At 37.9% G+C, this 12806-nt stretch carries 12 protein-coding genes; 6 read left to right on the forward strand and 6 right to left on the reverse strand.

Annotated elements, in window-relative coordinates:
* Positions 1–213: 213 nt before the first annotated feature.
* The gene (locus R3F25_12455; protein ID MEZ5497611.1) at positions 214–1158 is read right to left on the reverse strand and encodes a hypothetical protein; all 945 of its coding nucleotides are present in this window, start codon (positions 1156–1158) and stop codon (positions 214–216) included.
* 71 nt (positions 1159–1229) lie between these two features.
* The gene (locus tag R3F25_12460) at positions 1230–2855 is read right to left on the reverse strand and encodes a M12 family metallo-peptidase (protein ID MEZ5497612.1); all 1626 of its coding nucleotides are present in this window, start codon (positions 2853–2855) and stop codon (positions 1230–1232) included.
* 289 nt (positions 2856–3144) lie between these two features.
* Here R3F25_12460 and R3F25_12465 point away from each other — a divergent pair, with 289 nt between their 5' ends.
* The 5 genes from R3F25_12465 to R3F25_12485 all read left to right on the forward strand — a co-directional run bounded on the left by R3F25_12465 (position 3145) and on the right by R3F25_12485 (position 7575).
* Positions 3145–3930: a hypothetical protein gene (locus R3F25_12465; GenBank protein MEZ5497613.1), complete on the forward strand. Its 786-nt coding sequence runs from the start codon at positions 3145–3147 to the stop codon at positions 3928–3930.
* Positions 3931–3957: 27 nt separating this feature from the next.
* Entirely contained in the window at positions 3958–4560 is a 603-nt protein-coding gene (locus R3F25_12470) for a DUF4124 domain-containing protein (GenBank protein MEZ5497614.1), read from the forward strand.
* A 137-nt stretch (positions 4561–4697) separates the two neighbouring features.
* Positions 4698–4937, forward strand: a complete 240-nt coding sequence (gene acpP / locus R3F25_12475) for an acyl carrier protein (GenBank protein MEZ5497615.1) — start codon at positions 4698–4700, stop codon at positions 4935–4937.
* An 80-nt stretch (positions 4938–5017) separates the two neighbouring features.
* The gene (gene fabF / locus R3F25_12480) at positions 5018–6256 is read left to right on the forward strand and encodes a beta-ketoacyl-ACP synthase II (GenBank protein MEZ5497616.1); all 1239 of its coding nucleotides are present in this window, start codon (positions 5018–5020) and stop codon (positions 6254–6256) included.
* Positions 6257–6267: 11 nt separating this feature from the next.
* The gene (locus R3F25_12485; protein MEZ5497617.1) at positions 6268–7575 is read left to right on the forward strand and encodes an aminodeoxychorismate synthase component I; all 1308 of its coding nucleotides are present in this window, start codon (positions 6268–6270) and stop codon (positions 7573–7575) included.
* A 51-nt stretch (positions 7576–7626) separates the two neighbouring features.
* Here the strand turns inward: R3F25_12485 and R3F25_12490 are convergent, their stop codons facing one another.
* The 4 genes from R3F25_12490 to R3F25_12505 form a co-directional block, all read right to left on the reverse strand.
* A complete protein-coding gene (locus R3F25_12490; protein ID MEZ5497618.1) occupies positions 7627–8193 on the reverse strand; it encodes a hypothetical protein in 567 nt (188 codons plus the stop codon).
* Positions 8194–8319: 126 nt separating this feature from the next.
* A complete protein-coding gene (locus R3F25_12495; protein ID MEZ5497619.1) occupies positions 8320–8757 on the reverse strand; it encodes a hypothetical protein in 438 nt (145 codons plus the stop codon).
* A gap of 65 nt (positions 8758–8822) precedes the next feature.
* Positions 8823–9377, reverse strand: a complete 555-nt coding sequence (locus tag R3F25_12500) for a response regulator transcription factor (GenBank protein MEZ5497620.1) — start codon at positions 9375–9377, stop codon at positions 8823–8825.
* Positions 9374–10591 (reverse strand): ATP-binding protein, encoded by a 1218-nt coding sequence (locus tag R3F25_12505; protein ID MEZ5497621.1) that lies wholly within the window; start codon positions 10589–10591, stop codon positions 9374–9376. Before R3F25_12505 ends, R3F25_12500 begins: the two co-directional genes overlap by 4 nt.
* 129 nt (positions 10592–10720) lie before the next feature.
* On the opposite strand from R3F25_12505, the gene R3F25_12510 reads away from it, so the two are divergent.
* Entirely contained in the window at positions 10721–12787 is a 2067-nt protein-coding gene (locus R3F25_12510; GenBank protein MEZ5497622.1) for a TonB-dependent receptor, read from the forward strand.
* Positions 12788–12806 lie beyond the last annotated feature (19 nt).

Below are 12806 nucleotides of genomic sequence, written 5' to 3' on the forward strand. Positions count from 1 at the left end.
CAGGACCTTGTTGGGCGGATACAGATAAATAACAAAAAATGAGTAATAAAGCGAATATTAATTTTTTCATATCAATAACTCCTTGAGGTTTAGTATTGGTTTCCAGAAATCATGGAAACCAGAAAATATTGTCACAATTTTATTTTACAAATGATTGATGATAACATTGGGTTGCCAGTGCAAAATTACTTCATCCAAGTCTAACGAATAACACTAATTATTAAAAAATATTCCTGTATCCGAACTGATTTTTATCGCTTCAAAAGTATGACCATCCTGATCTTCTCCGAAAAGACGATAGGCACCCAATCCGCCAAGTTTCATTTTGAAAAGTGGTTTGTTGCTTGGATCATTTCCAAATAAACCATAATCTTTTCTAAACTCACAACCGGGACTTACAATTTCATCATCTGAAATAAGTTGGCATGTGATATCACCCCATAACAAATATTCAGGGTAAATTAAAGGATAAAAGTAATAAACCGGATAATGGGTTTCATTGATTCCATCCTGATTTGCATCAGCAATTATTTTATTTCCTATAACAATTGTTTCAGAAAAGTTATTAAAAGGCTGGTATGGAGCATATATTGGATTACCAATTTCAGGATTAAGCGTATATAACAAAGTCCAAACACCTTTTAATTCAGGAAACTGGAAAGATGTCTGTTCAGGAAAATCTCTGCTTTTTGTAACACCAAAGATAATTGGCACAATATTTTGCTCTTCTCCACCATTGATACTGTACAGAGCATGATTTTTTTGTGTGAACTTCAGTGAAATTTGTCCCTCATAATCTGTTTGAGTAGGAAAAACATAATCATTGTTAAAACTATTGCCATTCTCAAACTGCATCAAATCAGCATTGAGCGTCCACATGATATTGGGTTCATCAGAAGGTGATAAATCGTTAACAAATGTCCACCATCTGGACTTTCCATCATCATCGTACCCAAAAACCACTCCAAACAGTTTGCCATCCTGTATGTCAAGAGTCATTCCGCTTCCTGATTGATCCGGGTTATACCACATCCCATTATGAGGTTCGGTTCGTTTTGATAGAGACTCACAGTCCACACAAGGAGCTACAGGACCTTGTTGGGCGGATACAGATAAATAACAAAAAATGAGTAATAATGCGAATATTAATTTTTTCATATCAATAACTCCTTGAGGTTTAGTACTGGTTTCCACAATTCGTAGAAATCAATATTTTCGTAATGTTCAATTTAAAAACAACCATTTGTATATGTGGCAACGACTTGATTGCTATATGCGCTGCAACCTGCTGAGTTACAAGCTTTTGCCCTTAAATACTCAGTTCCAGCTACATTTATGAATGTTCCTGTTGCTGAACCACTATATACTAGTGCCGGAGAACCAAATGATGAACTTGAGGATGAATAGAGTTTATATTGTGTTGCGCTCGATTGCGCTGTCCAGTGAATTGTATTCATACCATAGCAAGCTCCGCTTTGCGATGAGATTGGATTGGGCGCTGAAGGTACAGTCAAAGCATTCCCTCTCCATCCCGAAACTATTGGCATTGTATTATTTAATGATTGTTTCATATTTCTATTGGAAGCACCGGTAGCAATCCCATTGTAATACTTACTCGGATTTGAGAAATAATCTATTCTTTCACAGGGTGAATATGGACCATTAAAGACACAGTCATCAGAGCCTGTTCCATAAGCACCCATAATGGTTTGCCAACTATTATCCGGGTTTTGGTGATCAAAATAAATTAGGCCTCTGGAATATGAGTAAACACCCGGATATCCCCCTGCAACAGCATGAGCACCACCAAATATATGCCCAATCTCATGCAATGCTGTCAAATCTCCCAAAGCATAAGAGTCTGCGACTACTGCAAATGGATATTGTGATAAATAGCCATAAGCTAAGCCACCTACTCTACCACTAAATCCAGCTTGACATTGCTGACCTGTATTTGATCTAACAATTAAGACTGCAATATCAGCTCCATAAGTAACTATATCTTGTTGTATATTAGAAAATTCGCTTAATGAGTAACCCATTTTATTCAAAATATCATATTTACATTGTCCTGAAAAAGTGGAGTTTATAATTTTCATACCGGCAGATGATATAGAGTTATTGGAAGCGACTCCGCTACGAAAAAGTGCCGCATTCATTTCAGATACAATTGTGCTAACATAAGCACTCGGCCAATAGACATCACTGGAGAAGTAGAACAATACTTTTACATAACCTGTACCGTTAGCCCATTTTTCAACATAATTAACAGCTTTTTTTTCAATACCTTCTTCACCAATAACATCTTCGCTAGTATCCTTATTCATCAACCTTTTTTCCAACTTGGCAATGGCGTGTTTATTGCCGGAACCTTCCAGTGGTGCGATGATATAAATAAATTTGCCATAATTGATTTTTCCCATGACATTATCACCATCAACAGAAATCGTGAAGAAGTTACCGGTATCGCCTTCTACATGCCCTGTATAAGTGACAACATCCTCTCCTTCTATCAGATTCTGAACATTCTCAACATTCAGAAATAATGGTTGGCTGCTGTCAGGAACTTTGATGGGTATTTGTTGACCTGACATTTGTGTGTTTGGGGCTTCATAGAATTTGCCATTCTCTCCTTTGAAAACACTTAAGGCACGTTTATTAAAACGAATATAACTGGCATTGATTAAGGCATTCTCATGTCCTAAACCAGCCTTGAGGATATGTTCATTCGTCATTGGTTGCGGATTGAGACTTACAAAATCCGGTCGATTTTCAATGGCATGGTAATTAACTGCGTGAGAAGCTGATGCAAATATCAGGCACGCTAAAATGTATGTATGTATGTATTTTTTCATAGGTATTTCCTCTGTCAATAATTTAAAAAATATAATTCCCTATCTCACCGAACTGAGTTTAGTGGTTTGGTCAAACCCATATTTCAGCAAGATTCCAAAATCATAGCACAAAATATGTTAGATTTTTGTGAATTATTACTGAAAATGGTGTGATTTATTGATTCGTTTTTCAAACTTCTGTCTCGCATATTGAAAAAAGCAGATAAATACAAATTAATAAATAACACATTCAGCTAAACTTCATTGGAACATGTTATAATCATCAGCACTTGTATTGTTACAATCTTAAATGAAATTACTGGCACTCATACTCGCTTATTTAATCAGTCACACCATCAAAAAACCGGATAAACTGCGCGATTTTACCTGGTATAAAAACTGGGCAAGGTGGTTTGAAAAATCTAGCGGAATTAAAAGTCCTGAATTGAATGTGATTCTCACAGTTGCTCTTCCCGTACTAGCGATATACTTCATCCTTTCACTACTTTTTGGTTCTGTTTTGGGTGTGTTATTGGTTTCAGTTTTGATTCTTTTTTATGTCATTGGACCACATAGTCTCAAAGAAGATGCCGAAAGCGGAGAAATTCACAAAAGACTGGGATTGAGAAAAAACACCAAAGTCTCAACTTTAATTAAAACCATGACTGAAGTTTCCATGCATCGTTGGTTTGGAGTTTTTTTCTGGTATGTTGTTTTAGGAGTTGCCGGTGCTTTAATTTATCGTTTAAGCGAGCGACTCGATTTTTATACTGAAAATGATAATGAATTGAAAAGTACGACAACGCGTCTGATGAAAGTGCTCAACTTCCCGGCGGCATGGATGATGGTTATTTCTCTGGCAATCGCCAGTGATTTTGAAAGAATTTTCAAAAAATGCAAACCTTATATGAGCTTTGAAAATATCAAATCCATGGATGACAGTTTTTTGTATGAGGCAACAGATTTCGCGGTTGAAATTTGCGAAATTGAACCTGACGAACAAAAAAATGTCGAATTGGTGACATTAAGCGTTTTGAAAAGAATGCTGGTGGTTTGGCTTGTGGTAGTATCTATTCAAGTTATTTTAGCAATTTAAAATTTAAGGTTTATTGAAATGCATAATGTGAAGTTTGTCCTCTTGGTTTTATCCTTGTTTTTGTTTTTTTCTGATGCCTCAGCAAAGAAAAAAATGTACAAATGGGTGGATGAAAACGGTCGTGTTACATACAGTGACAAAGTTCCACCAGAGCAAATTGATAAAGAACATAAGGAGCTAAACGAACACGGAATTGTTGTTGAAAAAGTTGTCGATAAAGAAGTCGAAAATCAACTCGCCGAGCAAAAAAGACAGCAAGAAGCGGAAGAAAAATTAGCTGCTGAAGAAGAAGTCAAGCGTCAAAACATCCTGAAGGCCTATACCAGTGAAAAAGAAATTGAAAGATTGAAAGAAGAAAGACTCTTTGCACTGAAAAAAAATATCGAATCCGCTCAACAAAACCTTGAGTTTCAAAAAAACAGCCGTGAGCAATTGGTCTCAATGGCAGCTGACTCAGAACGCAAAGGTCAACCGGTTTCAGATTCATTACAATCAAGAATTAAAGCCGTTGATGAAAAGATTTCTTATCAAATCGAATTTATTGAAACCAAAAAAGCGGAAGTGAGTACCGTTGAGGAGAAATTCGAAGAAGATTTAAAAATGTATAACGAAGCGAAATATGGTAAATAACCAACCATTTTAGCGACAATCACGACAAATTATCCGGTATATATGCCTTTGAGCCGGACTAATTACTGGATTATTATTTTATCATTGCATAAAATACCACACGAAATTTATATTTACACCAAGGGGTACAAAACAAGATGAGCGATAAAGAGCAACGCGTTAAAGAAATTATTGTTGAGCAACTGGATCTGGATGTTGATGCATCTGAGTTGAATAACAGTGCTTCATTTGTTGATGATTTAGGTGCTGACTCACTGGATACTGTTGAGTTGGTTATGGCTTTGGAAGAAGAATTTGATTGTGAAATTCCTGAGTCTGATGCAGACAAAATCACAACCGTTCAAGGTGCTATTGACTATGTAGTAGCTAACGCCTAATCTTCAGGGCTGATTACTGAACTTTAGATAAAGCTGCGTCATGTTACGTGGCTTTTTTAATTTAATAGGGGAACGATTTTATGAAACAAAGAAGAGTTGTAGTAACAGGTTTGGGGATTGTATCACCTGTTGGAAACTCCATTGATACAGCCTGGAAGAACATAGTAGCGGGCAATAGTGGTATTGACCAGCTCACTCACTTTGATACAACCGATTTTGCTTGCACCATTGCAGGGGAAATCAGAGATTTGGATATTGACAAATATATCAACAAAAAGGAATCCCGCAAAATGGATCCTTTTATGCATTATGGAATTGCAGCCGGAGTTGATGCTATCGCTGATTCCGGTTTAGAAATTAATGACGACAATGCTGAAAGAGTCGGTATTTATATCGGTGCCGGTATTGGTGGTATTTATGGTATTCAGAAAACCACAGAGACATGGCTGGAAAAAGGGGCACGAAGAATCTCACCGTTCTTTGTTCCCAGCACCATTATCAATATGGCCGGTGGTCATCTTTCGATTATGTATGGAATCAAGGGACCGAGTTTTTCAGCAGTAACCGCTTGTTCGACAGCAACACATAATATTGGCTTAGCTATGCGTTCCATCATTTATGGTGAAGCCGATGCCATCGTGTGTGGTGGTTGTGAGTATGCGACAACACCTTTAGCAATTGGAGGATTTGCCTCTGCAAAAGCATTGTCCACACGAAATGACGACCCTAAACGAGCCTCCAGACCTTGGGATCAGGATCGTGATGGTTTCGTATTGGGTGACGGTGCGGGCGTTCTGGTGCTCGAAGAGTATGAACATGCAAAAGCTCGTGGAGCTAAGATTTATGCTGAAATCATTGGGTTTGGCATGAGTTCGGATGCTTACCACATGACATCACCATCACCGGCGGGAGAAGGAGCGGCGAGATGCATAGTTAATGCGATGAAGGATGCTAAAATCAACCCGGAACAAATTGATTACATCAACGCACACGGAACTTCCACACCTCTGGGCGACAGAGGAGAGACCGATGCAATCAAGACTGCTCTGGGAGATTATGCTTATAAAACGGCTGTTGGTTCAACTAAATCCATGACCGGACATTTGCTGGGTGCAGCCGGTGGTGTTGAAGCGATATTCAGCGTGCTTTCCATTCGTGATCAGGTGTTACCGGGAACCATCAACTTGGATAACCCGGGTGAAGGATGTGACTTAGATTACATTGCAAATGACTCACGAGATGCAGAAGTTAATATTGTCATGTCAAATTCATTTGGGTTTGGCGGAACCAATGCAACCGTTGTGTTTCAAAAAGTATAATCACAAAATTCGTGAAAAAACAATTTCGAGCCAAGCTGGAAACAGTTCCTGATTTACAAGCTCTGGCTCGAAGTTTCCCTAAGAAATTCCCGGCATTACTCAATAGCCATATTGTTAACGAAATCACCGGTCGTTACAGCATTCTTTTTAAAAAATCAAAGGACATTCGCTTTGCCTATTCACAAGGGCAACTCAATCGGTTATTTAAGAAGTTTGATAAGAAAATACCCAAATCTAAGAAAGATTTTCCCTTACCGTTTTATTCCGGTTGGTTTCTTTATCTAAGTTACTCTGCAATCAAAGCGTGGGAAACCAAGTTACAAAATGTCAAACATGATGAAAGACAACCACTGGCTTTAGCTTTTCGCAGTCATTCGTCCATTGTTATCGACCATATTAAAAATCAGGCTTGGATTGTTGCTGACTCCAAAAAAAGACTCGGCAAACTGAAGAAGATACTATTGAAGCAAAAAACAATTCCGGTATCCGAAAATTCACAATTGAAATTACAAAATGATGACGTAGAACTCTACAAAAATAATGTGAGAAAAGTGATTGATTACATCAAAAAAGGCGATGTCTATCAGGTTAATCTGGCTCGAAAGTGGAATATTGAATCTAAAGAAAAAATTGATGTATTTTCGCTCTACCAATCGTTGTCAAAACACAATCCGGCACCATTTGCAGGCCTTTTACAAACAGAAAATTTTTCGGTCATCAGTTCGTCACCAGAGCGACTCATAAAAGTCGAAAATCAAGTTATTGAAACACGCCCGATTGCAGGAACCCGGCCTCGTGGAACTGATTTGGAACATGACAAACTATTAGTTCAAGAACTCATCAATCATCCCAAAGAACAAGCAGAACATATTATGCTTATTGATTTGGAACGGAATGATTTGGGAAGAGTTAGCCGCCCCGGAACGGTTAAAGTCAATGAGTTTATGACGATTGAGTCTTATGAAAAAGTTCATCACATCGTATCGAATGTAATTGGGAAGCTGAAAAAGAACACCACCTATTATGATGCTATCAAATCCACTTTTCCGGGTGGTACTATCACCGGCTGTCCCAAAATTCATTGCATGGAAATCATCGACGAACTTGAGGATTATCCACGCGGAGCTTATACCGGCTCGTTCGGATACATTACCGATGATGGCAGAATGGATTTAAACATACTGATTCGCACTTTTACATTAACAAACAACGAACTCACTCTTCATGCCGGAGCCGGAATTGTTTACGACTCCATTGCCGAGAATGAAGCCGAAGAGTCAATGCACAAGGCCAGAGCATTGATTAAGAGTTTGCAATAAAAAAAGCCTGCTGAAACTCAACAGGCTTTCTTCAACTTAGGTTTTATCGGCTTAGAATCTAAAATAGAAGTTTATTCCGTAATCCCCATCGCCATATCTCCAGCCACCGTCGTATGGGTAGTTTGAGTAATAATCATAGTAATAAGACTGTGGATGAACAGTGACACACCACATTCCATCATGCCAATGTCCGTACCCATACCCGGGACGGCTAAAGTAATATCCTAAACCTCTTAATGGACGATACTGATAACGGCTTTGATAATAAGGGCGATAATTATTGTAATGACGGTAATTTCTGTAGCGGTTATTGTCATATCTTCTGTAGTCATGATAACCGTAATTTCTTCTGTGATTATTGCCATAGTCATGATGACCATAATCTCTTCTGCTATCATGTCGATAGTTATTGTGTCTGTTATTATATCCGTAATTTTGGTGATTATTGCCGTATGAGTGTCGGCTCTCAGAATAGCCCCGATGCTTTCCACCAACGCTGTGCTTGCTCTGAGGCTTTCCTGAAAAAGAACCGTGTTTTGCATGTCCTTTGTCAGCAACAGCCAAAGTACTCAATGCTAAAGCAGATACGAAAGTTAAAATGTATTTAAAATGTCTCATAGTCGTTCTCCTGAAAAGATTACGACTCTAGTTTATGAAAATATTCCTGAATTTATCCTGAATCAAAAAAAGCTGTTTATTTTAGGTTCAGGTTAGTATTTTAGATATGTTTCAATTCAATTGGAATTAACTGTTTGTGGTTTTAGGTTTTTCAGCTGGTTTAGCTTTCATTTTATGGTTGATTTCATCCAGAACGACATCTAACTTATTCAATATTTTTGATTTAGTCTGTTCATCAATATATTTCGATTCCAAAGTGGTCTGAGCCCGTTTTAACAAATCATCCAGTTTCTTTTCCTGTACATCAATTGGCGACATTATGTCCTTGTCAGCATCATCAAACAGCCCAATCCATTTTTCAGAAACTTTGCCATAACTCAGCAAACGATACATATATCTTCCTGGTTGCTTTTGGTGCTTGATTAACCCAAAAACTGTTGCAAAAAACACGGCGGGCATTAATAACAAATCCCTAAAACCATCAACAATCAGTTTTAATTGCAGTACAAAAGTATCACGAATCACTTCCGAACGAGAGTGAGTTTTATCGACTTTTTTTGACATGGAAGTATGTTAGAAAATTAGAAGATTCAATTCTAATCAATTTGAAGAGAATTTAAAATAGGCTGTTAGTCATTTATTTTTTGTTCTGCACTATCTTTGACAGGTCTCTTTTTCAGCTTTCTTTGTAATGTTCGACGATGCATATTCAACTGCTCAGCTGCTTTTGAGATGTTTCCGTCATTTTCCGATAAGACTTTTTGCAAATGTTCCCACTCCAATCGTTTCACCGGTAATGGTTTTTCCGGAATTGGAATATCAGTATCCGCTTCTTCAATATTTAAAGCTGCCAAAATACTGTCAACGTCGGTCGGCTTGGTTAAATAGTGTTTCACACCCAACTTAATGGATTCCACGGCGGTTGCTATGCTGGCATAGCCGGTTAATATCACAATTGAAACTTCCGGAAATTCAGCCAATAAGAACTCGCAAACTTTGAGTCCCGAATCCTCACCAATCCGCAAGTCCACAACTGCTTTATCAGGATAAAACTTCTTGGTTATTTGTTCGGTTTGTGAAAAATTATTTGCCGTTTCAACAATAAATCCTCTGTTTCGCAAAGCCCCTGCCAGAACTTCACAAAATATCTCATCATCGTCAATAACTAGGATTCTTTCTTTCATGTTTGCAATATCGGCAATGAAATAACAATTTGAGTACCGGATGAATCCACATCTTTTACATTAATACTTCCGGAAAATCTTTGAATGGTTGCGTGAGCCAAAAACAGCCCCAAGCCCATGCCAAACTCTTTATCCGAATCTATCGGCTTGCCAAATTCTTCATCGAGACCTTTTCCATTATCTGTAATTATAAAATTTAACTCATCGGATGAAATCTCACTCTTAAGAACAACTTTTGTGGACTCTGCCTGAAAGGAATTATTGATAATATTTACCAAAGCCTGAACCAAAGTTTTATCTGAAATCATCTGTTGTTGATTGGTGAACTCACAAACTTTCGTTTCCAGTTGAACTGATTCTGGTGGATGAATAGAGTTCAGAACTTTTTCAATGAACTTCCCAACAGTCAACTTCTTGCCTTTAATAGCTTGTGTCGTTCCTGTTGAGGCTGTAATTTGTGTCAGAGAATCTTTACATCTGTAAACTTGAGATTCCACAATTTGTAATTGTTTATGAAAATCAACAAGTTGCGGATTCTTCAACATCTCTTTAATGATGATGTTTATGGTTGCCAGAGGTGTTCCCAACTCATGTGCGGAACCAGTTGCTAAAGTCGCCAAAGCCAGTATTTTATCATTTTTCGCCTGATTGAGACTCGCCTGCATCAGCTGGGAATCTTTTCTGCGAATATTATTTACTAGACCAATAATCACCCAAGATAACAACAAAGCAATGACAATAAAGCCAAGCCACATACCAATCAAATGCTGGCTAAAACTGGTTTGGTGATGGTTGTGATGCATACTTGCTTCCATACTTACAGGCTGAAAGAATTTAATCAGTAAAGTGTAGGATATAACAGCAGAAAGTGTCAGCAACCATGTGTGTTTTGAGCGTAACGTGGTAGCTGAAAATATGATTGGAATGAGCAAAAACCAAGTAAAAGGATTGCTCGAACCGCCGGTTAAATAAAAGAACAAGGACAGCTCAACAATATCAATCAAAAGCTGAAAAAAGAATATCCAGTCATTACTGTTTTTTCTTGTCAGCCAGAACAGTATATTTATCAAAAAATACATGCCGCTAAGAGTCAAAACTGAACTCGGATAAATGATGTTCCAGATGTTTCTGGTAGTAAACCAAACGACAATCTGACCGACTATCAGAAAATTTCTAAGCCAAAATGCAGTAACATGACGTGAAAAATGATTCATTTGGGAATTTTAAACCACTTTGAGTATTTTTGTTACCTCAACGTCTTTGGTGCGACAATTTGTCGCATTTACCAATCCTGCCTGAACAAGTATCATGTCGCCCGAATTCGAATAAAAAATACTGAGAACATGAATAAAACCATATTGTCGTTACTTCTAACTTCATCATCACTTGCTTTCACACAAACCTTAACTGACAAAGAAGAGTTAGATAATATCGAAGTTATCGGACATGAAAACAACCAACAGAATATTGTCAAATTACTTCCGGAAAATGCTCAAAGCATCATCGACACGCCTGAAGTTCTGAAAAAAATTCCCGGAGCGAATGTCAATAGAAATGGTCCTCTATCCGGCATCGCCCAATATCGCGGTTTATTCGGTAACCGCGTCAATGTTCAAATTGATAACATCACCATGCAAGAATCTTGCTCAAACTCAATGGATACTGCAATGAGCCATATTCCCGCTTCGATGGTTGATGCGGTGGTTTTAAAACGTGGAATTTCTCCGGTTAGTTCCGCTATCGAATCCATCGGAGGAAGTATTAGCGTTATCGCCAAAGAAAATATCAATCAGTCAGAAGCATTTCAATTGCATGGTGATGTCAGTTCAGGGTTTTCAACGGTTAACTCTGGCAAAAAAACATCAGTCCTTTTATCAGGCACATCTGAATTCCATAATATCTATCTCGGTTTTGATAGTGAAAGCGGTGACAGTTTTAAATTTCCGAACGGTAAAAATTACAGTACAGAATATAACCGCGATTTCTATATGTTTGGCTACAACTTCAAATCTGATAATCAGGAACTCAAACTAAAACTCAACTATAACGATACCGGCAATACAGGAACGCCTTCATTACCAATGGACATTGTTTATGCTGAAGGTGGCGTAATTAGTTTGGAACATGCGTTAAGAGTTAATGATAGTTTATCTCTGAATTCGCAGTTCTCTCATCAAAATACCGACCATTTGATGAACAATTATTTGTTTCGCTCCACTACAGATAAAAAAGACTCACTCACTCAAGTGAACAACAATAGCTACTCACTAACAGCAAATTCCAATCAAGCTTTTGGGAATTTGACATTTGGACTTGAGGGAGATTTCACAGCTCATCAAGCTACAATTACAAATCCTGATAATCCTATGTTTAGTATTACCAATTTTGATACACGGAAATACAGGCACAGCGCATTTGCTGAACTTGAAAAGAAACTATCCGAAAAAATTCAAATGACAACCGGCTTGAGATACACTTTTGTGGATATGAGTGCTGCTGATGTGTATTCTTCCGTTTCCATGATGCAAAACTCTATGGGCAATTTGCATAGAGCCTTACAAGACAGATTCAATAATTTAGATAGAAATATCAACGATAACAATCTGGATTTAGCCATCACTTTTGAGCAAAAGATTAATGATGACCTCTCTTTAGAATATGGTTTCGCGCGAAAAACTCGTTCTCCAAGTTATCAGGAACGCTATTTGTGGTTGCCTTTAGAAGCCACAGCAGGAATGGCAGATGGTTTGCAATATTTCGGAAATTTAAACCTCAAACCCGAGAAAGCCAACCAACTTGAGCTGGGTTTAAACTTCAGCAATGACAAACTGAGTTTCTCGCCACATGTTTTTTATCATGATATCAGCGACTACATTCAAGGAACACCGACAACCAGCTCACCGACTCCACCAAATACTTTGACATTCAACAATGTGAATGCGGAACTTTACGGTGCAGATATGGAGTTCAGTTACAAATTCAACTCCAGTCTCACTTTGAATAACGTCACATCCTATGTTCGCGGAAAACGCAAAGATATTGACGATAACCTTTATCGAATTGCACCTTTGAACACCCGAATTGAGCTGGTTTATGCCAATTCCAACTGGAGTCTATCTTCTGAGATTGTCGCTTATCAGTCTCAGGAAAATATTTCATCAACTAATAAGGAAAAAACAACTCCCGGTTATGGTTTGCTGAATTTAGCATCGAATATTAAACTCACTGATTCCGCAAATATCGCTTTTGGCATGAATAATGTTTTTAATAAACAATATTACAACCACCTGAATGGTTATAACCGCAACAATCTGAATACAGATGTCGGTTTTGATGCTTCAAATTTACAAGCCTACAGATTACCGGGAGAAGGCAGAAATATTTATTTCAATCTCTATCTGCATTGGTAACCCTCGCCCTATTCTTTTC

Source organism: Gammaproteobacteria bacterium, assembly GCA_041395445.1.
Taxonomy (GTDB): Bacteria; Pseudomonadota; Gammaproteobacteria; order Xanthomonadales; family Marinicellaceae; genus NORP309.

Excerpts from the sequence above, each read along its gene's own strand:
- R3F25_12455 (MEZ5497611.1), bottom strand. The coding sequence starts at position 1,158 with ATGAAAAAATTAATATTCGCATTATTACTCATTTTTTGTTATTTATCT.
- R3F25_12460 (MEZ5497612.1), bottom strand. The coding sequence starts at position 2,855 with ATGAAAAAATACATACATACATACATTTTAGCGTGCCTGATATTTGCA.
- R3F25_12465 (MEZ5497613.1), top strand. The coding sequence starts at position 3,145 with ATGAAATTACTGGCACTCATACTCGCTTATTTAATCAGTCACACCATC.
- acpP (MEZ5497615.1), top strand. The coding sequence starts at position 4,698 with ATGAGCGATAAAGAGCAACGCGTTAAAGAAATTATTGTTGAGCAACTG.
- fabF (MEZ5497616.1), top strand. The coding sequence starts at position 5,018 with ATGAAACAAAGAAGAGTTGTAGTAACAGGTTTGGGGATTGTATCACCT.
- R3F25_12490 (MEZ5497618.1), bottom strand. The coding sequence starts at position 8,193 with ATGAGACATTTTAAATACATTTTAACTTTCGTATCTGCTTTAGCATTG.
- R3F25_12495 (MEZ5497619.1), bottom strand. The coding sequence starts at position 8,757 with ATGTCAAAAAAAGTCGATAAAACTCACTCTCGTTCGGAAGTGATTCGT.
- R3F25_12500 (MEZ5497620.1), bottom strand. The coding sequence starts at position 9,377 with ATGAAAGAAAGAATCCTAGTTATTGACGATGATGAGATATTTTGTGAA.
- R3F25_12505 (MEZ5497621.1), bottom strand. The coding sequence starts at position 10,591 with ATGAATCATTTTTCACGTCATGTTACTGCATTTTGGCTTAGAAATTTT.
- R3F25_12510 (MEZ5497622.1), top strand. The coding sequence starts at position 10,721 with ATGAATAAAACCATATTGTCGTTACTTCTAACTTCATCATCACTTGCT.